The following is an 18,541-nucleotide window of genomic DNA, read 5'->3' on the forward strand; positions in this document are numbered from 1 at the left end:
GGCCGGAACCGGCCACCGCACAACACTCCACACCATCCCGAGAACCAGGGAGAACAGCACCATGAGCACCTATGGATGGCATGGGCATGCCATGAGCAGAACCGCCGCACTCGTCGGCTGCACCGCCCTCGTGCTGAGCCTGACCGCCGCCACGGCCGAGGCCCGCCCCGGCCGCCACCACCCCGCGGACACCGCCCGGCAGACGCTGCCCGCGAACGACGGCTGGGCCTCCCACGGCGCCGGCACCACCGGCGGGGCCGCCGCCGACGCGGAGCACGTGTACACCGTCTCCACCTGGGCCGAGTTCAAGGCCGCCCTCGCCGCCGACGGCACCGCGCCCAGGATCATCAAGGTCAAGGGCACCGTCGACGCCGTATCGGAGGGCTGTGAGGCCTTCGCCGCGCCCGGCTACGACTTCGACGCCTACCTGGAGAAGTACTCCCCCGAGAACTGGGGCATGGAGACCGACCTGAGCGCCGAGCCCGACGACAGCCCCGAGGGCCTGCGCCGCGCCTCCGCCGCACAGCAGGACCGGTCCATCAAGGCGAACGTCCCCTCCGACACCACCATCATCGGCGTCGGCCGGGGCGCCGCGCTCAAGGGCGCCAGCCTCCAGATCAAGGACGTGGACAACGTCATCGTCCGCAACCTCACCTTCGAGAGCCCCGTCGACTGCTTCCCGCAGTGGGACCCGACCGACGGGGACCAGGGCAACTGGAACTCCGAGTACGACAGCGCCGTCGTGTACGGGTCGACGCACGTGTGGCTGGACCACAACACCTTCACCGACGGCGAGCACCCCGACAGCGCGGCGCCCACCTACTTCGGCATGCTCTACCAGCAGCACGACGGCCAGCTGGACATCGTGAAGGGCGCCGACTACGTCACCGCGTCCTGGAACGTCTTCACCGAGCACGACAAGACCGTCCTGATCGGCAACAGCGACAGCGAGTCCACCGCCGCCGTGGACCGCGGCCACCTGAAGGCGACCTTCCACCACAACCTGTTCAAGAACCTCGTCGAGCGCGCGCCCCGCGTCCGCTTCGGCCAGGTCGACGTCTACAACAACCACTTCGTGGCCTCGGACGACTACGCCTACAGCTTCGGCGTCGGCAAGGAGTCCGCCCTCGTCGCCGAGCACAACGCCTTCACCCTGCCGCGCGGCGTCAGCCCCGCCAAGGTGCTCAAGCGCTGGAACGACTCGCCGCTCAGCGCCGCGCACAACCGCGTCAACGGCCGCACCGTCGACCTGATCGCCGCGCACAACGCAGAGAACCCGGACGCCACCCTCCGCTCCGGCGCGGGCTGGACGCCCTCGCTGCGCACCAAGGTCCTCCCGTCCCGGGCGGTCCCCTCCGTCGTCGACCACGGCGCGGGCGCCGGCCGCCTGCGCTGACAGCCGTCCACGAACCGGGCCGGGGCGCCCGCACCGCCCCGGCCCACCCCGCCCGTCCCGTCCGTCCCCGAAGGAGCACCCGCATGCACCGACCCGCCCCGTCCCGCAGAGGCTTCCTCCTGACGACCGCCGGCGCGGGCGCCGCCCTCGGCCTCGGCCCCGGGCTCGTGGCGGCCGGCCCCGCCGTCGCCGGCACCCGGCCGCACCCGCGCCCGCGCCCCTTCGGCCGGTACGGCTCACCGGCCGCCCGCCGTACCCCCAAGACCCTGTACGTCGACCCGCACGGCCGCGGCGACTTCACCTCCGTCCAGGCAGCCGTCGACGCCGCCGAGGGTGACGGCTGGACGCTGGTCCTCGCCCCCGGCACCTACCGCGAGACGGTCGCCGTCGACGCCGGGCGCACCGGGGCGACCTGGATCGGTGCCTCCGGGGACCCGCGCGACGTCGTCATCGTCCACGACAACGCGGCCGGCACCCCCAAGCCGGACGGCTCCGGCACCTACGGCACCAGCGGTTCGGCCACCACCACCGTGCGCGCCGACGGCTTCACCGCCCACGCCCTCACCTTCGCCAACGACTGGCTGCGCGCCGACCAGCCCGACTGGACCGGCACCCAGGCGGTCGCCGTCAAGGTCATGGGGGACCGGTCCGCCTTCCACGACTGCCGCTTCCTCGGCCACCAGGACACCCTCTACGCCGATTCCCGCGACCTCGGCCTCTTCGCCCGCCAGTACTACGAGCGCTGCTACGTCGAGGGCGACGTCGACTTCGTCTTCGGCCGGGCGACCGCCGTGTACGAGCACTGCCACTTCCGCACCCTGGTCCGCACCGACCTCGACGCCGCCCCGTACGGCTTCGTGTTCGCGCCGTCCACGGCGGGCGCCAACCCGCGCGGCTACCTGGTGATCCGCGGCCGCGTCAGCAGCGAGGCCCCCGACGGCTACTACAAGCTGGCCCGCCCCTGGGTGCCCAGCTCCGACACCACCGCCCGCCCGATGCTCACCGTGCGCGAGACCCACCTCGGCGCGGGCGTCGACGCGGTGGCGCCGTACGCCGACATGCGGGACGCCCACCCCTGGCAGGAGCAGAGGTTCCGCGAGTACCGCAACAGCGGTCCCGGCGCCGCGATCGGCGTCCCGGAGAACCGGCCCCAGCTCACCCGGGCCGAAGCTGCGGCACACACCCGGGAGGCGTACCTCGGCGACTGGCGGCCGTACGACTGGCGGCCGTACGACAGGCGGCCGAACGACAGGCAGCCGTACGACGGGCGGCGTTGAGCGGGCCGACCGAGCCGCCACGGCCGGTACTTGACCTGCTTGACGCGATCTTTGCCAGATACGGGGGCGCGAATCCGGCCACGGGTCTCGCGCTCACCCGGGTGACGCGCGTAGAAACCTGTGTCATGCATAAACCACTGCGCATCGCGAGCGTCACCGCCGCCTGTGCCGTCGCCGGTGCCGTCCTGTACGGCACGGGCGCCGCCACCGCCGACCAGTCGACGGCCAACTCCACCCACGAGCCGTACAACATCGGGGTACTGGCCAAGGACATCGACGCCTACTACGGCACCACGCTCGACGCCGACGGCGTCTACCAGGCCTCCCCGGACAGCCCCTACGCCGCCGACCTGGCCCGCGTCGACGCCTCCGCCAAGAAGCAGATCGACCGGGCGGCCCGCGCGGCGCACCACAAGCACACCAAGCCCGCCGTCGTCTTCGACATCGACGACACGCTGCTGCTCAGCCTCGACTACGAGAAGAAGAACAACTACGGCTACGACGGCGCCACCTGGGCCGCCTACGTCGACCGCGCCGACCGCCCGGCCGTCCCCGGCAGCCCCCAGCTCGCCCGGTACGCCGAGAAGCGCGGCGTCGAGGTCTTCTACAACTCCGGTCTGAGCGAGGCGCAGCGCGCCGCCGCCGTCGAGAACCTGAAGAAGGTCGGCGCCGACGTGAACCTCGACACCGCGCACATCTTCCTGAAGGACAAGGCGAACCCGCCGTCCTACCTGGCCCACTGCGCCACCCCGGGCACCTGGACGTGCACCACCGTGCAGTACAAGGCGGGCACCCGCCGGCACATCGAGCGGGACCTCGGGTACGACATCGTCGCCAACTTCGGCGACCAGTACTCCGACCTCCAGGGCGGCTACGCGGACCGCACGTACAAGCTGCCCAACCCGACGTACTTCGTCGAGTAGCGGGCCGCCCACTCAGCCGCTGGCGGCGAAGCCGCCCTCCACCGAGACGCGGCCGGACGCGGCGGTGGCCGTCGCCGAGTAGCGGTCGCCGCCCGCGTCCCGGCCGCCCCGCTCGTGGTTGTACTGGCCGGCGAAGACCCACTCGCCCGCCGGCACCGTGCGGCCCGGCTTGAGCCTCCACCGGTAGCGCAGGAAGCCGTCCCGCTCGTCGACCGCGAACGTGAAGTCCTCCTCCGGAAGCGACCGCCAGGCCCCGGTGGAGGTCACCGAGCCCGTCTGCGCGACCCGCAGTTCCACGGTGAGCGCGGTCAGGGGAGCGCTCGTTTCCAGAGTGATGTTGCTCTGCGCCCAGAACTCGTTGCTGTGCGGGTCCACCACGCCGCTCGACCGCAGCGGGCCGGGCTCACGCGGCCCGGGCGAGGTGGCGACCGAGCGCTGCGCGGGAGCGTCGTCGCGCACCGCCGGGGCGACGGTGTAGCCGCCGGCCACCAGGACGCCCGCCACGGCCGCCGTCGCACCGGCCACCCGTACCCAGCCCGGCAGCGGCGGGCGGGCCGGCCCGCGGCCCCCGGCCGTCATGCCGCGTTCGACCCGGGCCAGCATCCGGGCCCGGTCGGGCCGGTGCGCCCCGGCCGCCTCGTGCAGCCGGGCGCGCAGTCCGTCGTCCACGTCCCGCCGCGGTCCGGTCATCGGGTTCCTCCCGCGGCCTCACCGCTGTGCGCGATCGCCGCGCGCACCTGCTGGGGAGCACGGGGAGCGGCCCGGGTGCCGAGCAGCCGCTGGAGTTCGGCCACCGCCTTCGACGTCTGGCTGTTGACCGTACCCACCGAGACGCCCAGGGCGAGCGCCGTGTCCTTCTCCGAGAGGTCGAACGCGTGCCGGAGCACCACGCACGCCCGCTTGCGGAACGGCAGCCGGCGCAGCGCCTCCTGCACGTCCACCACGCCCGCGACGTCGGGGTTCTCCGTCCGCTCTTCGCGCTGCGACCAGAACAGGGCGACGCGTCGGCGCTCGCGCACGGCGGCCCGGACGCGGGTGCGGGCGAGGTTGGCGACGACCCCGCGCGCGTACGCCACCGGGTGGTCGGCCGCGCGGACCCGGTCCCAGCGGTGCCACAGGGCCAGCAGGGCGTCCGCCGCGAGGTCGTCGGCGGCGTCCGGCTCGCCCGTCAGCAGGTATGCGAGCCGGGCCAGTTCGGCGTAGTGGCGCTCGAAGAAGGCGTGGAACTCCGCGGAGGCGGCGTCGTCGACGACTGTCCTCACGGGCGGACTCTCCTCGCAGCGGCTTCCCGGGTGTCGAACACCGTACGGCAGACCGAACCCGAACGGCCCCCGGAAGGTCAGCCCTTGAGCGCCGCCTCCATCATCGCCCTGGCCACCGGGGCCGCCAGGCCGTTGCCGCTGACCTCGCTGCGGGCCGCGTCGGACTGCTCGACGATGACCGCCACCGCGACCTCCTTGTCCGACGTGTCGGACTTGGCGTACGAGGTGAACCAGGCGTACGGCGTCTTGCTGTTGTTCTCGCCGTGCTGGGCCGTGCCCGTCTTGCCGCCCACCGTCGCTCCGGAGATCTGCGCGTTCGAGCCCGTGCCCTCCTCGACGACGGTCCGCATGGCCGACTGCAGCTGCTCGGCGGTGGAGGAGCTGACGATCCGCTTCGAGTCCGCGTCGGTGTGGTCCTCCAGGACGTCGCCGCCGCTGTCGGTGACCTGCGACACCATGTGCGGGGAGACCAGCTCGCCGCCGTTGGCCAGGGCCGCGGAGACCATCGCCATCTGCAGCGGGGTCGCCGTCACGTCGAACTGGCCGATGCCCGTCAGGGCCGTCGACGACCGGTTCATGTCCTTCGGATAGGCGCTGGTGTAGGCCCGTACCGGCACGTCCTGCGTCTCGTCGTTGAAGCCGAACTTCTCGGCCGTGGCGCGCAGCTCGTCCTGGCCGAGGTCGACGGCCATCTTCGCGAAGACGTTGTTGCACGAGTACTGCAGCGCGGTCCGGATGGTGGCGTTCTCGCAGGGGGCGTTCGGGTTCTCGTTGGTCAGGTCCGTCGTGGTGTCCGGCAGGGTGTACGGGTCCGGGCTGTCGGTCTTCTCGTCCACCGAGCCGTACAGCCCGTTCTCCAGCGCGGCGGCCGCCACGACCAGCTTGAACGTCGAGCCCGGGGGCAGCGGCTGGCGCAGCGCGCGGTTGGTCAGCGGCTTGTCCGGGTCGCTGGTGAGCTTCTCCCAGGCCTCACCGGCGGTGTTGGCGTCGGTCAGCGACGTCGGGTCGTACGAGGGGGTCGACACGACGGACAGGATCCTGCCCGTCTTCGGGTCGATCGCGACGGCGGCGCCCTTCTTGTCGCCCAGCGCATCGAGCCCGGCCTTCTGCACGTCCGGGTCGATCGTCGTCACCACGTTGCCCGGCTCGGCCCGGGTGCCGGTGACCGTGTCCATCACGGTCTTCAGCCGCGGGTCGGTGCCGTTGAGCACGTCCTGGTAGATGCCCTCCAGCTGGGTCGGCGCGTACGCCTGCGAGGCATAGCCCGTCACCGCCGCGTACAGCTTCCCGTCCTCGTACGTGCGTTTGTAGGCGAGGTCGCCGCCCTCCGTCGGCGCCGAGCCGGTGACCGACCGGCCGGCCACGATGATGTTCCCGAGCGGCTCCGCGTACGTCTGAATCGCGTTCCGCCGGTTGTCCTTGCTGTCCGCGAGCGCCCGGCCCTCGTAGAACTGCACCCAGGTCACCCTGACCAGCAGAGCGAACACCAGGAGCAGCGTGAAGACCGAGGCGCGCCTGATCGTCTTGTTCATCCCGTTCATCCCGCTGACAGGACGAACGGGCGGGCGGCGGTCGTTCCCGTGTGCCCCGATTTCTCATCTTTCTCATGCTTCTCATCGCCCGTTCATGAAGCCCGCCTCGTAGGCCCGGATCACCGCCTGGGTGCGGTCCCGGGCGCCGGTCTTCGCCAGCACCGACGCCACATGGGTCTTCGCCGTGGCCGGACCCACCCCCAGCCGCCCCGCGATCTCCGCGTTGGTCAGCCCGGTCGCCATCAGGCGCAGCACCTCGCCCTCGCGTTCGGTGAGCCGCGCCACCCAGGCCGGCGGGGCGGGGTTCGCGCGCGCGTGCTCGGCCGCCAGCGTCCGCACCGCCGCCGGGAACAGCAGCGTGTCGCTGTGCGCCACCAGCCGTACCGCCCCGACGAGGGTGTCGGCGTCGGCGCGCTTGAGCAGGAAACCGGCGGCGCCGGCGCGCAGGGCGTCGTAGACGTACGAGTCGTTCTCGAAGGTGGTCACGACGACGACCCGGGGCGGCTCGGGGAGCGTGGCGAGGATCTGCTCGGTGGCGCGGATGCCGTCGACCCCGGGCATGCGGACGTCCATCAGCACCACGTCCGGCCGGACCTCGCGCACGACGGAGACGGCCTCGGCACCGGTGGCCGCCTCACCGGCGACCTCCAGATCCGGTTCGGCGGCAAGGATGGCCCGCAGGGCGGTACGGACCATGCGCTCGTCGTCGGCGACGACGATCCGGATCGGCGGGTGGGTCACGCGGTCGCCTCCAGTGGCAGTCGGACGCGGAGGCGCCACACCGGCCCCTCGGGGCCCGCCTCGGCCGAGCCGCCCAGCAGCCGGGCCCGGTCGGCGATGCCGCGCAGGCCGTGGCCGCCGCCGGGGCGCGGTGCGGGGGCCGCCGTACCGAACGGGTTCTCGACGGTGATCCGCAGGTGACCGTCCAGCACCTCGACGCGCAGCGCCACGGTGACCTTCTCACCCGCGTGTCTGAGCGCGTTGCTCAGCCCCTCCTGCACGATGCGGTACGCCTCGCGGGAGACCGGTGCCGGGAGCGCCCGCGGGTCGGCGGCGACGGTGGCGTCCACCCGCAGTCCGCCCGCGCGGGTGCGGCGCAGCAGGTCGTCGAGGTCGGTGGCGAGCGTGGGCGCGGGCGCGGTGCCCCAGGCGTCACCGGTCGCGTCGCCGTCGCGCAGCACGCCCAGTACGGCGTCGAGTTCACCGACCGTACGACGCGTGGTGTCCTCGATCGCGGCGAGCGCCTCGCGGACGAAGTCCGGGTCGGTGTCCAGCAGTCGGCGGGCGGCGCTCGCCTGGAGGGTGACCGCGCTCAGGGCGTGGCCGACGGAGTCGTGCAGTTCGCGCGCGAGCCGGTTGCGGACGGCGAGGTCGGCGGCGCGTGCCTCGGCCGCCGCGACCCGGTCCTCGGCGGAGGGGCCGAGCAGGGCGGGCGCCCAGCGGGCCAGCAGCGTGCCGCAGGCGGCGGCGCAGCCGGCGAGCGCGACGAGCATGGCGGCGCCCGCGAGCGGCGAGAGGACGAGCGCCCAGGCGTGGTGGAAGAGGCCGGGCAGCCCCATCCGATCGTCGCGCAGCGCAGACACGAAGGGCAGGGCGATCAGCACGGCCGCGAACGGCGGCACCGCCAGCGACATCCCCGCGACGATCCCGCCGGCCCCCAGGTGCAGCGTGAACCAGGCCGCCGTGCGCCCCTTCTCGCCCTTCGTCCGGGCGGGATCGTACGCGAGCCGGTCGGCCTCGACGCCGCACAGCCACCGCACCACCCCGGACTCCAGGGGACGGGTCAAGGGGAAGAGCGAGGTTACGGCGGCCAGCGGCAACCCGAGGGCGAACGAGGCAAGTTGGAGCTGGAGCGAGCCGAAGACGTTCGCGCCCCCGGCGACCGGGCCGACGACGACCGAGCCGACGAGGACGTACGGCATGGCGAGCGCGCCGCCGAGGACCAGGTGGATCCACCTGAGGCGCGCCCGCCGCCCGAACAGCAACAGGGCGAGCGCGGTCACGGCCGGGTGCGGTCGGCGGCCGACCGCCGGGTGAGCAAGTGGGCGCCGACTGAGGCGAGCAGGAGGCCGACGGTCATCTGGGCAGCGTAGGTGAGGATCACCAACCGTGTCGGGCGGTCGGCGGGTTCGCCGGGACCGAGCAGCGAGGCGAGGAGCATCCAGCCGCCCCAGCAGGCCACGGCACCGGAGCAGACCCAGGCCGTGGCGAGCGGCACGGCGACCGGCAGGACACGTGCGCGGCGGAACGCCAGCACCACCCCGCCGGCGACGGCCAGGACGAGGAAGGCGACGTACAGGCCCTCGAGGACGTAGAAGTCACTGGTGCGGTCCGCCGCCCGGCCCGCGCCGAGCCCGGCGGTGCCGCCGCAGGCCCACACCAGCCGGACGGTGAACGGGAACAGCGCGAGCACGGCGGCCACGGCGACGGCAGCCCTCGGGATCCTCCCGGTGACGGCGGACGGCAGGTCCCGCATCCGCCCGCGCCACAACCGCCCCCAGCGGTCCCGGGCGTAGAGCACGAACAGGGCGCCCAGGGCCAGACCCTGCACGATGAACCCGCCGTACACGACCCCGAACACCCACTCGTGCAGGAAGGGGTCCCGCCGGGGGTCGGAGGCGGTGGCGACCCCGCCGGTGAACGCCCGCGCGAGGAGCTGCAGCGGGAAGCCCGCCATGATCGGCGCGAGCAGCCCGGTGGCGACCCACACCGGGAACGCCAACGACCACGCGGGCACCCGGCGCCCGCAGGGCCGGGTCAGCACCAGGGCGAGCACGATCACACAGCTGTCCAGCAGGACGGAGACCCCGTTGGCGACGATCATCGCGACCCGGTGGTCGAGCAGCGTGCTGCCCTCCGGGATGCCGACCCGACTCCCGCCGATCCAGGCGGCCTTGAGCACGAGGTACGGGAGGCAGGCCGCGACGGCGACCGCCCGCAGCAGCCGACGGCCCCGGGCGGGCCCCGGGCCCGTGGGCGGAGCTGGGAGGGCCGGGACCGATCGGGCGGTGGCGGTGGCGGGCGTCGGTGTCATGCGTCCACGCTCCCGCGCGCAGGCCCCCGACGCGTCCTGCGGACCGACGATCCGCCTCCGCCGCGCGGCGGAGACGGCGCCCTCAACGCCTCATTCCGCGAGGTGCAGGACGACCTCGTCGATCTCCTCGCCCCGGGCGGTCGCGAACCCCCGCGCCCGCGCGCTGGTCACGAAGCCGCACTTCTCCAGGACGCGCCGCGACCCCGCGTTGTCGGCCGCCGCACGCGCGTACAGCGGGCGGTCCGTCACCTCGGCGAGCAAGGTCCGCAACGCGGCCGTGGCCACGCCCCGTCCCCAGTACGCCCGGTCGACCCAGTACGTCACCTCGCGCTCGCCCGGCTCTCCGTACACCGCCGTGCTGCCGATGACGTCACCGTCGCCGAGGATGGTCCGCACGACGTCCCGGGAGGCGCGGATCTTCCTCCAGTGGGTCGTGAACGCGTCCCAGTCGGCCGGGTCCTTCGGGGTGAAGGCCGCCATGCGCAGGGCCTCCGGATCGTTCATCTGCCGGAAGAAGACGGGCAGATCGCTGTCGTGAACCTCGCGCAGTGCGATGTGCATGGATCAGAGCCTACGCGTGGCCAGTGTCAGCCGGTCCCGCGCGTCGAACAGCGCGTCCTTCACCATCTGTTCGTGCGCGGGCGTCAGCCGCGCCACCGGCACCGAGCAGCTGATCGCGTCCCGCGCGGGGGTGCGGTAGGGGACCGCCACGCCGAAGCAGCGCAGCCCCAGCGTGTTCTCCTCGCGGTCCACGGCGAAGCCCTGCTCGCGCACCTGGTGCAGCTCCTCGATGAGCTTCTCCCGGTCGGTGATGGTGTGCTCGGTGAGCGCGGGCAGCGTCTCCGGCAGCATCTTGCGCACCTGCTCGTCGCTGTACGTGCTCAGCAGTGCCTTGCCCAGGGAGGTCGAGTGCGCGGGCAGCCGACGGCCGACCCGGGTGAACGGCCGCAGGTAGTGCTGCGACTGGCGGGTGGCCAGGTAGACGACGTTCGTGCCGTCCAGGCGGGCGAGGTGGATGGTCTCCGTCGTGTCGTCCGAGAGCCGGTCCAGCGTCGGCCGGGCCGCCGCGACCACCTCGTCGCCGTCGATGTACGAGGTGCCGACCAGCAGCGCCCGTACGCCGATGCCGTACCGCGTGCCCGTGGCGTCCGTCTCCACCCAGCCCAGCTCCACCAGCGTGCGCAGCAGCATGTAGAGGCTGGACTTGGGATAGCCGACGGCCTCCTGGACCGACGCGAGCGAGTGCATACCGGGGCGTCCGGCGAAGTATTCGAGCAGCTCAACCGTCCGCACCGCGGACTTGACCTGCGCTCCGCCCCCCGTCTCGACAGCCGACATCGCCCTTGACCCCTTCGTTCGACGGGAAATAGTCTCGAACAGCATATTCATCAGTAGAGACAGCGTTCAGTATATCGAACGACTTCTGTGCAGAGCACGTGGAGGGACCCGCGGTGGCAGCAGCAGCAGTCTGGAGTGTCGACCCCCGTACCGGGAAGCAGCGTGAACAGGTCGCCGTGGAGGCCACGGCCCAGGAGGTGGACACCACCGTCCGCGCCGCGCACGCCGCCCGGGAGGCCCTCGCCGACCGCACCGTCCGCGCGGCCTTCCTGCGGAGCGCCGCCGACGAGCTGAAGGCGGCCGAGAGCACCCTCGTCGAGGTCGCCGACGCGGAGACCGCGCTCGGCCCGGTCCGGCTCACCGGCGAACTCGCCCGCACCTGCTACCAACTGCGGGCCTTCGCCGACATCGTCGACGAGGGCGAGTTCCTCGGCGTCGTCATCAACCACCCCGACGACACGGCCGCCCCGCCCATCCCCGACCTGCGCCGCTACAAGGTGCCGCTCGGCGTCGTCGCCGTCTACTCGGCCTCCAACTTCCCCTTCGCCTTCTCCGTCCCCGGCGGCGACACCGCCAGCGCCCTCGCGGCTGGCTGCCCGGTCGTCGTCAAGGCCCACCCCGACCACCCGGCCCTGTCCGAGCTGGTCGCCAAGGTGCTGCGCCGGGCAGCGGCCCGCCACGACATCCCGGACGGGGTCCTCGGCCTGGTGCACGGCTTCGAGGCGGGCGTCGAGCTGATCAAGCACCCGCTGGTCGCCGCGGCGGGCTTCACGGGGTCGGTCCGCGGTGGCCGCGCGCTCTTCGACGCGGCGGCGGCGCGTCCGGTGCCGATCCCCTTCCACGGCGAGCTGGGCTCGCTGAACCCGGTCGTCGTCACGGAGGCGGCGGCCGTGGAGCGGGCGGAGGCGATCGGCGCGGGGCTGGCCGGTTCCATGACGCTGGGCGTCGGGCAGTTCTGCGTCAAGCCCGGCCTGGTGCTCGTGCCGTCGGGCGACGCCGGTGACGGCCTGGTCAAGTCCCTCACCGACGCGGTCAGCGCCACCGACGCCGGTGTGCTGCTCGACCACCGCATGCGGGACAACTTCGTCGCGGGCGTCGCCGAGCGCGCCGCGCTGCCCGACGTGGACTCCCCGGTGACGCCGGGCGCGGGCGGCGAGCACACCGTCAGCGCCGGGTTCCTCACCGTGCCGGCGGCGCGGCTGGCGGCGGAGGGCGAGCACGACCTGCTCCTGGAGGAGTGCTTCGGGCCGGTCACCGTGGTGGCCCGCTACCAGGACGAGGGCGAGGTGCGGGGCGTGCTGTCCCGGCTGCCGGGGAACCTCACGGCGACCGTGCAGCTCTCCGTCGAGGAGGTGGCGGGGGAGGGTGCCGGGGCGGCGCTCCTCGCCGAGGTGACGCCGCTGGCGGGGCGGGTGCTGGTCAACGGCTGGCCCACGGGGGTCGCCGTGGCGGCGGCTCAGCAGCACGGGGGGCCTTATCCGGCGACCACGTCGACGTCCACGTCGGTGGGCGGTACCGCTATCGAGCGGTGGCTGCGGCCGGTGGCCTATCAGGGGGTGCCTGAGGCGTTGCTGCCGGTGGAGTTGCGGGACGGCAATCCGTCGGGGCTGCCTCGGAGGTTCAACGGAGTTCTCGAGCGGTAACGCCGGGGAGGGTGGGGGTTGTTCGCGGGGTGCGGCACCGTCGTGCCGCACCCACGCGGCGGAGCCGCACATCGGTACAGCCCCGCGCCCCTCAAAGACGTTCACCGTGCCTGCGATGATCAGGCCATGAATCCCGAACTCCCCGAACTGCCCTTCACCCTCCGTCCTTATGGGCCCGAAGGCGACTGGACCTACGCGGACGGCGTGCTCACCGGGGTCGCCGGGCCCCGGCAGGATCGGTTCGTGCCGCCCACCGGGGAGTCGCTGGAGTCCGTGTCGGACGCGCCGCGGCTGCTGGGGGCGCCCGACGGGGACTTCCAGCTGATCGCCCGGGTGACCGTGGGGTTCAACGGTGCCTTCGACGCCGGGGTGCTCTACGTGCACGTCGGGGAGCGGGCCTGGGCCAAGCTGTGCCTGGAGTACTCCCCGGACGTGGCCACCGTCTGCACGGTGGTCACCCGGGGGCACTCCGACGACTGCAACTCCTTCACCGTGGAGGGGAACTCCGTCTGGTTCCGGGTCAGCCGCACCGGACGGGCCTTCGCCTTCCACGCCTCCCTCGACGGGGAGCGCTGGACCTTCGTCCGGCTCTTCACGCTGGGCGACGAGAAGGAGACCGGCGTGGCCCTGGTCGGCTTCCTGGCCCAGGCGCCGACGGGGGAGGGCTGCACGGTGACGTACGACCACCTGGAGTTCCGGCCGACCTGGCCGGCGGACCTGCGGGACGGCAGCTGACGGGGGAATGCGCCCCGCTCCTTGAACGTTCACGTACGAGGCGGAGAGGGCCTCCGCCGCCGTACGACCTGGAGAAGAGCCGAGACATGCGCGTCGAGATCTGGAGCGACATCGCCTGCCCCTGGTGCTACGTGGGCAAGGCCCGCTTCGAGAAGGCGCTCGCGGCCTTCCCGCACCGGGACGGGGTCGAGGTGGTCCACCGCTCGTTCGAACTGGACCCCGGGCGGGCCAAGGACGACGTGCAGCCGGTGCTCACGATGCTCACCGCCAAGTACGGCATGAGCGAGGCGCAGGCGCAGGCCGGTGAGGACAACCTCGGCGCGCAGGCCGCCGCCGAGGGCCTGGACTACCGCACCCGGGACCGCGACCACGGCAGTACCTTCGACATGCACCGGCTGCTGCACCTCGCCAAGGAACGGGGACGGCACGAGGCGCTCCTCGACGCCTTCTACCGGGGCAACTTCGCCGACGAGCGCTCCGTGTTCGACGACGACGAGCGGCTCGTGGAACTGGCCGTCGGTGCCGGGCTCGACGCCGGGGAGGTCCGCGCGGTGCTCGCCGACCCCGGCGCCTACGCCGACGAGGTGCGCGCCGACGAGCGCGAGGCCGCCCGGCTCGGGGCCACCGGGGTGCCGTTCTTCGTGCTCGACCGCGCCTACGGCGTCTCGGGCGCCCAGCCCGCCGAGGTCTTCAGCCAGGCACTGACCCAGGCGTGGGGCGAGCGCGCGCCGCTGAAGCTGATCGACGACGGGGGCGCGGAGGCCTGCGGTCCGGACGGGTGCGCGGTGCCTCAGGAGTGAAGGGTCGGCCGTAACCCCAGGTGAGGGGCCGTGCATAAGCGGTGCTTGGAGGAACCGCGTAGAAATACGCAATGGACGGGGATGTCACCGGGCCGCACAGTGGTGCCATGGAGAGCTTCGAGAATCTCGTCCGTACCGAGTTCGCGCCGAAGACCACGTACCTGAACACCGCCAGCACCGGACTGCTCCCCGCCCGGAGCCTCGCCGCCATGCGGGACGCGGCGGCGTCCGCGGCAAAGGGGCAGCCGCTCGACATGTTCGCCGACGTCGAGGCGTCCCGGGCCGCCTGCGCCCGCCTCATGGGGGTGCCCGCCGCCCGGGTCGCGACCGGCGCGTCGGTCGCCACGTTCAGCGGGCTCGTCGCCGCGTCGCTGCCTCGGGGGGCCGAAGTCCTCACCGCTGAGGCCGACTTCAGCTCCCTGGTGAACCCGCTGTACGGGCGCGGCGACCTCAAGGTGCGCAGCGTGCCGCTGGAGCGGCTCGCCGAGTCCGTGGGCCCGGACACCGCGCTCGTGGCGGTCAGCTCCGTGCAGTCCGCCGACGGGCGCCTCGCCGACCTCGCCTCGCTGCGGGACGCCGCCCGGGCGCACGGGACGCGGACGCTGATCGACGTCTCCCAGGCGACCGGCTGGCTGCCGACGGCCGCGGACGACTTCGACTTCGTGACCGCCGTCGGCTACAAGTGGGTGCTCTGCCCGCGCGGCGTCGCCTTCCTCGTCGTACCGGAGGACCTGGGCGCGGCGGCCGGGCTGACGCCGTTGTTCGCCGGGTGGGCGACCGGGGAGCGCCCCTGGGACAGCTGCTACGGCCCCGTCGAGGAATACGCGCACTCCGCCCGGCGGTTCGACGAGTCGCCCGCCCTGTTCTCCTACACCGCCGCCCGGCACTCCCTGGCCCTGATCGAGGAACTGGGCGTCGACGCCGTGCACGCCCACGACACCGGGCTCGCCGACCGGTTCCGCGCGGGGGTGCGCTCGCTCGGTCACGAGCCGGTGCCCGCGCCGGGCTCCGCGATCGTGTCCGTTCCGGGTCTCGGCCACCGGCAGGGCGAGCTGGGCGAGGCCGGCGTCCAGGTCTCCGACCGGGCGGGCAACCTGCGGGCCGCCTTCCACGTGTACAACACCGCGGCCGACGTGGACCGGCTGCTGGACGTGCTGGCGGGCTGAGCCGGCGTCACCGGCATCGGACCAGGGCCGGAACAGCATCGGGCAGGGGCCTCCCGTCCCACACGAAAAGGCCCCTGCCCGAGATCAGATGCGGGTCACTTCACCGGCGTGAAGTCCCGCGCCCCAATGAAGTCCGGCCGTCGGATCGGTGCCGCGAACGGCTCGACCGCCGTGTTCTCCACGCTGTTGAACACGATGAACACGTTGCTGCGCGGGAACGGCGTGATGTTGTCGCCCGACCCGTGCATGCAGTTGCAGTCGAACCAGGTCGCCGAGCCGGCCTTGCCGGTGAACAGCTTGATGCCGTACTCGGAGGCCATCTTCGTCAGCGCCTCGTCGGACGGCGTCCCCGCGTCCTGCATCTGCAGGGACTTCTTGTAGTTGTCCTTCGGCGTGGCCCCCGCGCACCCGAGGAACGTCTTGTGCGACCCCGGCATGATCATCAGACCGCCGTTGGTGTCGTAGTTCTCGGTGAGCGCGATCGAGACCGAGATCGTGCGCATGTTGGGCAGGCCGTCCTCGGCGTGCCAGGTCTCGAAGTCCGAGTGCCAGTAGAAGCCGCTGGCCCCGAAGCCCGGCTTGACGTTGATCCGCGACTGGTGGACGTAGACGTCCGAGCCGAGGATCTGCCGGGCCCGCCCGACCACGCGCTCGTCGCGCACCAGCTTGGCGAAGACCTCGCTGATCTTGTGCACCTCGAAGACCGACCGGATCTCCTTGGACTGCGGCTCCACGATCGAGCGTTCGTCCGCGCGGATGGCCGGGTCGTTGGTGAGCCGCTCCAGCTCGCGCTGGTACTCGGCGACCTCGTCCGGCGCGATGAGCTGGTCGATGGCGAGGAAGCCGTCGCGGTCCAGGGACTGGAGGTCACCCGCCGAGACGGGGCCGGGCGTGTCCGGGGAGCCCCAGACCACCGGGTCCTGCCGGGGGGTTGCCACCTCGGTGGCGCCGCGGGTGGGATAGAGATCAGTGACGTTCGTGGTCGTGGTCACGGTGACTCACACCTCCTCGGTGAGCAGCGGGTAGACGCCGTTCTCGTCGTGATCCTCCCGTCCGGTGACGGGCGGGTTGAAGACACAGATGCAGTGGAAGTCCTCCTTGACCTTGAGCGTGTGCCGCTCGTGGCCGTCGAGGAGATACATCGTGCCCGGCGTGATGTGGTACGTCTTCCCCGTCTCGCGGTCGGTCAACTCGGCGTCGCCCTTGGTGCAGACGACGGCCTCGATGTGGTTGGCGTACCACATCGACGTCTCCGTACCCGCGTACAGGATCGTCTCGTGCACGGAGAAGCCGACCTTCTCCTTGGCGAGGACGATCCGGGTGCTTTCCCAGGTGCCGGACGCGCTCTTGACGTGCCGGTCGGTGCCTTCGAACTCCTTGAACGAACGGACGATCACGGTGTTGCGATGCCTCCTAGGTGAAGGGTGTGCAATGGTCCCCGGCGCCTTCGGCCGCGCGGGCCGAAGGCGCCGGAAGCAGTGGTGGTGCCGGGCGGTCAGGCCGTCTCGCGCACGGCGCGGGCGAGCGTCTTCATGCCCTCGTCCAGCTCGTCGGGCGTGATGGTGAGCGCCGGCAGCAGCTTGACGACCTCGCTCTCGGGGCCGGACGTCTCGATGAGCAGCCCGAGCTCGAAGGCGCGCTTGGCGACCCGGCCGGCGCGGCCCTTGTCGTGGAACTCCAGGCCCCAGACCAGGCCGCGGCCCCGGTACTCCTTGATGTCGGCGAGGTTCTCCTCGGTGATGGCGATCATGTGCTGCTCGACCTGCTCGCCGCGCTTGCGGGTCTGCTTCTCCATCGCCGACCCGTCGGCCCAGTACGCCTCCAGCGTGGCGGTCGCCGTGACGAAGGCCGGGTTGTTGCCGCGGAAGGTGCCGTTGTGCTCGCCCGGCTCCCACACGTCCAGCTCGGGCTTGAACAGGGTCAGCGCCATCGGCAGGCCGTAGCCGCTGATCGACTTGGAGACGGTGACGATGTCCGGCGTGATGCCCGCCTCCTCGAAGGAGAAGAAGGCGCCGGTACGGCCGCAGCCCATCTGGATGTCGTCGACGATGAGCAGCATGTCCTGGCGCTTGCACAGGTCGGCCAGGGCGCGCAGCCACTCGGCCCGGGCGACGTTGATGCCGCCCTCGCCCTGCACGGTCTCGACGATCACGGCGGCCGGCTTGTTCAGGCCGGAGCCCTGGTCCTCGAGCAGGCGCTCGAACCAGATGAAGTCCTCGACGGTCCCGTCGAAGTAGTTGTCGAACGGCATGGGCGTGCCGTGCACCAGCGGTACGCCGGCGCCGGCCCGCTTGAACGCGTTGCCGGTCACCGCGAGGGAGCCCAGCGACATGCCGTGGAAGGCGTTGGTGAAGGACACGATCGACTCGCGCCCCTTCACCTTGCGCGCCAGCTTGAGCGCGGACTCGACGGCGTTGGTGCCCGTCGGACCCGGGAACATGACCTTGTACGGCAGGTCGCGGGGCCGCAGGATGGTGTTCTGGAACGTCTCCAGGAAGCGGCGCTTGGCGGTCGTCGACATGTCGAGCCCGTGCGTGACGCCGTCCCGCTCCAGGTAGTCGATCAGCGCGCGTTTCAGGACGGCGTTGTTGTGCCCGTAGTTGAGCGAGCCCGCTCCGGCGAAGAAGTCGAGGTACTCGTGGCCGTCCTCGTCGTACATGCGGCTGCCGACCGCACGGTCGAAGACGGTGGGCCAGCCGCGGCAGTAGCTGCGCACCTCGGACTCGACGGTCTCGAAGACGCTGAGGTCGGGCTGGGTGATGGTCACGACGAATCGCTCCTCGTGGGGTGAGGGTGGGAGAGGAAGGTCGTACGGATCCGGGGACCGGTGCGGTCCGCCGGGAAGTCTGTGGGGCCGGACTGGCACGGGGTGCCGGGCCGTCCGGACGGCCGTTCGGTCAGCCGGTGGCGGACAGGGGGCCTATGCGGTACAGGACCTCGGGCTCGTGCGGTCCGTCGGGGAACACGTCCGTGTCGAACAGCACCTCGCGCTCCACCCGGGCGCCACGGCGCTCGGCGAACGAGGTGAACAGCCGCTGGGATGCGGTGTTGTCGGGGGAGATGGTGGTCTCCAGGGTGGTCAGCCCGCGTTCCGCGACGGTCCGCTCGGCCAGCCCGTCGAGCAGGGAGGCGGCGAGCCGGCGCCCGCGGTACGCCTCGTCCACCGCCACCTGCCACACGAGCAGGGTGTCCGGCCGGTCCGGACGTACGTATCCGGTGACGAAGCCGACCGGCTCACCGCGCTCGTCGCGGGCGACGGCCGACGTGGCGGCGAAGTCCCGGCACCAGAGCAGATAGCTGTAGGAGGAGTTGAGGTCGAGGACCTTGGAATCCTTCGCTATCCGCCACAGGGCGGCTCCGTCGGCCACTCTCGGACGATCGATTTGCAGGTCTGCTTGCGCGGCAGTCATGCAAATTGAATTTACCCAGGGAAAT

At 72.2% G+C, this 18,541-nt stretch carries 19 protein-coding genes; 7 read left to right on the top strand and 12 right to left on the bottom strand.

Going from position 1 to position 18,541, the window contains the following annotated elements; genetic code table 11:
- The first annotated feature begins 61 nt into the window (after nucleotides 1-61).
- The 3 genes from ABS735_RS08355 (at nucleotide 62) to ABS735_RS08365 (ending at nucleotide 3,596) form a co-directional block, all read left to right on the top strand.
- Entirely contained in the window at nucleotides 62-1,396 is a 1,335-nt protein-coding gene (locus tag ABS735_RS08355; RefSeq protein WP_373902228.1) for a pectate lyase family protein, read from the top strand.
- Between the two features lie 83 nt (nucleotides 1,397-1,479).
- Nucleotides 1,480-2,673: a pectinesterase family protein gene (locus tag ABS735_RS08360; RefSeq protein ID WP_373902229.1), complete on the top strand. Its 1,194-nt coding sequence runs from the start codon at nucleotides 1,480-1,482 to the stop codon at nucleotides 2,671-2,673.
- Nucleotides 2,674-2,798: 125 nt separating this feature from the next.
- Nucleotides 2,799-3,596 carry an HAD family acid phosphatase gene (locus tag ABS735_RS08365; protein ID WP_373902230.1) on the top strand — a complete coding sequence of 266 codons (798 nt, stop codon included), beginning with the start codon at nucleotides 2,799-2,801 and terminating at the stop codon, nucleotides 3,594-3,596.
- Between the two features lie 12 nt (nucleotides 3,597-3,608).
- Here the strand turns inward: ABS735_RS08365 and ABS735_RS08370 are convergent, their stop codons facing one another.
- From ABS735_RS08370 to ABS735_RS08405, 8 genes are all read right to left on the bottom strand, one after another.
- A complete protein-coding gene (locus tag ABS735_RS08370; RefSeq protein ID WP_373902231.1) occupies nucleotides 3,609-4,286 on the bottom strand; it encodes a hypothetical protein in 678 nt (225 codons plus the stop codon).
- A complete protein-coding gene (locus tag ABS735_RS08375) occupies nucleotides 4,283-4,858 on the bottom strand; it encodes a SigE family RNA polymerase sigma factor (protein ID WP_373902232.1) in 576 nt (191 codons plus the stop codon). Before ABS735_RS08375 ends, ABS735_RS08370 begins: the two co-directional genes overlap by 4 nt.
- Nucleotides 4,859-4,935: 77 nt before the next feature.
- Nucleotides 4,936-6,390, bottom strand: coding sequence for a peptidoglycan D,D-transpeptidase FtsI family protein (locus ABS735_RS08380; protein ID WP_373902233.1), 1,455 nt, complete (start codon nucleotides 6,388-6,390; stop codon nucleotides 4,936-4,938).
- Nucleotides 6,391-6,471: 81 nt separating this feature from the next.
- Nucleotides 6,472-7,131: a response regulator transcription factor gene (locus ABS735_RS08385; RefSeq protein WP_373902234.1), complete on the bottom strand. Its 660-nt coding sequence runs from the start codon at nucleotides 7,129-7,131 to the stop codon at nucleotides 6,472-6,474.
- Complete coding sequence (locus tag ABS735_RS08390) at nucleotides 7,128-8,393, bottom strand: sensor histidine kinase (RefSeq protein ID WP_373902235.1); 1,266 nt, start codon at nucleotides 8,391-8,393, stop codon at nucleotides 7,128-7,130. The genes ABS735_RS08385 and ABS735_RS08390 overlap by 4 nt, the downstream gene beginning before the upstream one ends.
- Complete coding sequence (locus ABS735_RS08395) at nucleotides 8,390-9,424, bottom strand: hypothetical protein (RefSeq protein ID WP_373902236.1); 1,035 nt, start codon at nucleotides 9,422-9,424, stop codon at nucleotides 8,390-8,392. Before ABS735_RS08395 ends, ABS735_RS08390 begins: the two co-directional genes overlap by 4 nt.
- 90 nt (nucleotides 9,425-9,514) lie before the next feature.
- Nucleotides 9,515-9,985, bottom strand: coding sequence for a GNAT family N-acetyltransferase (locus ABS735_RS08400; RefSeq protein WP_373902237.1), 471 nt, complete (start codon nucleotides 9,983-9,985; stop codon nucleotides 9,515-9,517).
- A gap of 3 nt (nucleotides 9,986-9,988) precedes the next feature.
- Nucleotides 9,989-10,762, bottom strand: a complete 774-nt coding sequence (locus ABS735_RS08405; RefSeq protein ID WP_052841850.1) for an IclR family transcriptional regulator — start codon at nucleotides 10,760-10,762, stop codon at nucleotides 9,989-9,991.
- A gap of 113 nt (nucleotides 10,763-10,875) precedes the next feature.
- Between ABS735_RS08405 and ABS735_RS08410 the strand changes: the two genes are divergently transcribed.
- From ABS735_RS08410 to ABS735_RS08425, 4 genes are all read left to right on the top strand, one after another.
- Nucleotides 10,876-12,405, top strand: a complete 1,530-nt coding sequence (locus ABS735_RS08410) for an aldehyde dehydrogenase (NADP(+)) (RefSeq protein WP_373902238.1) — start codon at nucleotides 10,876-10,878, stop codon at nucleotides 12,403-12,405.
- A 126-nt stretch (nucleotides 12,406-12,531) separates the two neighbouring features.
- Nucleotides 12,532-13,140, top strand: a complete 609-nt coding sequence (locus tag ABS735_RS08415) for a DUF1349 domain-containing protein (protein WP_373902239.1) — start codon at nucleotides 12,532-12,534, stop codon at nucleotides 13,138-13,140.
- 86 nt (nucleotides 13,141-13,226) lie between these two features.
- Entirely contained in the window at nucleotides 13,227-13,940 is a 714-nt protein-coding gene (locus tag ABS735_RS08420; RefSeq protein WP_373902241.1) for a DsbA family oxidoreductase, read from the top strand.
- A gap of 71 nt (nucleotides 13,941-14,011) precedes the next feature.
- Entirely contained in the window at nucleotides 14,012-15,106 is a 1,095-nt protein-coding gene (locus ABS735_RS08425) for an aminotransferase class V-fold PLP-dependent enzyme (protein WP_373902243.1), read from the top strand.
- 95 nt (nucleotides 15,107-15,201) lie between these two features.
- Here ABS735_RS08425 and thpD read toward each other — a convergent pair whose 3' ends face one another.
- The 4 genes from thpD to ectA form a co-directional block, all read right to left on the bottom strand.
- Nucleotides 15,202-16,098 (bottom strand): ectoine hydroxylase, encoded by an 897-nt coding sequence (gene thpD, locus ABS735_RS08430; RefSeq protein ID WP_373902244.1) that lies wholly within the window; start codon nucleotides 16,096-16,098, stop codon nucleotides 15,202-15,204.
- A gap of 6 nt (nucleotides 16,099-16,104) precedes the next feature.
- On the bottom strand, nucleotides 16,105-16,503 hold the full coding sequence (locus ABS735_RS08435; RefSeq protein ID WP_003976954.1) for an ectoine synthase: 399 nt from the start codon (nucleotides 16,501-16,503) through the stop codon (nucleotides 16,105-16,107).
- A 98-nt stretch (nucleotides 16,504-16,601) separates the two neighbouring features.
- Nucleotides 16,602-17,873 carry a diaminobutyrate--2-oxoglutarate transaminase gene (gene ectB / locus ABS735_RS08440; protein WP_373902245.1) on the bottom strand — a complete coding sequence of 424 codons (1,272 nt, stop codon included), beginning with the start codon at nucleotides 17,871-17,873 and terminating at the stop codon, nucleotides 16,602-16,604.
- 130 nt (nucleotides 17,874-18,003) lie between these two features.
- Nucleotides 18,004-18,516, bottom strand: a complete 513-nt coding sequence (ectA, locus tag ABS735_RS08445; RefSeq protein ID WP_373902246.1) for a diaminobutyrate acetyltransferase — start codon at nucleotides 18,514-18,516, stop codon at nucleotides 18,004-18,006.
- Between the last annotated feature and the right edge of the window lie 25 nt (nucleotides 18,517-18,541).

It is taken from the genome of Streptomyces sp. MMCC 100 (assembly GCF_041538145.2).
Taxonomy (GTDB): Bacteria; Actinomycetota; Actinomycetes; order Streptomycetales; family Streptomycetaceae; genus Streptomyces.

Excerpts from the sequence above, each read along its gene's own strand:
- ABS735_RS08355 (WP_373902228.1), top strand. The coding sequence starts at position 62 with ATGAGCACCTATGGATGGCATGGGCATGCCATGAGCAGAACCGCCGCA.
- ABS735_RS08360 (WP_373902229.1), top strand. The coding sequence starts at position 1,480 with ATGCACCGACCCGCCCCGTCCCGCAGAGGCTTCCTCCTGACGACCGCC.
- ABS735_RS08365 (WP_373902230.1), top strand. The coding sequence starts at position 2,799 with ATGCATAAACCACTGCGCATCGCGAGCGTCACCGCCGCCTGTGCCGTC.
- ABS735_RS08370 (WP_373902231.1), bottom strand. The coding sequence starts at position 4,286 with ATGACCGGACCGCGGCGGGACGTGGACGACGGACTGCGCGCCCGGCTG.
- ABS735_RS08380 (WP_373902233.1), bottom strand. The coding sequence starts at position 6,390 with ATGAACAAGACGATCAGGCGCGCCTCGGTCTTCACGCTGCTCCTGGTG.
- ABS735_RS08395 (WP_373902236.1), bottom strand. The coding sequence starts at position 9,424 with ATGACACCGACGCCCGCCACCGCCACCGCCCGATCGGTCCCGGCCCTC.
- ABS735_RS08400 (WP_373902237.1), bottom strand. The coding sequence starts at position 9,985 with ATGCACATCGCACTGCGCGAGGTTCACGACAGCGATCTGCCCGTCTTC.
- ABS735_RS08405 (WP_052841850.1), bottom strand. The coding sequence starts at position 10,762 with ATGTCGGCTGTCGAGACGGGGGGCGGAGCGCAGGTCAAGTCCGCGGTG.
- ABS735_RS08415 (WP_373902239.1), top strand. The coding sequence starts at position 12,532 with ATGAATCCCGAACTCCCCGAACTGCCCTTCACCCTCCGTCCTTATGGG.
- ABS735_RS08420 (WP_373902241.1), top strand. The coding sequence starts at position 13,227 with ATGCGCGTCGAGATCTGGAGCGACATCGCCTGCCCCTGGTGCTACGTG.
- ABS735_RS08425 (WP_373902243.1), top strand. The coding sequence starts at position 14,012 with ATGGACGGGGATGTCACCGGGCCGCACAGTGGTGCCATGGAGAGCTTC.
- ectA (WP_373902246.1), bottom strand. The coding sequence starts at position 18,516 with ATGACTGCCGCGCAAGCAGACCTGCAAATCGATCGTCCGAGAGTGGCC.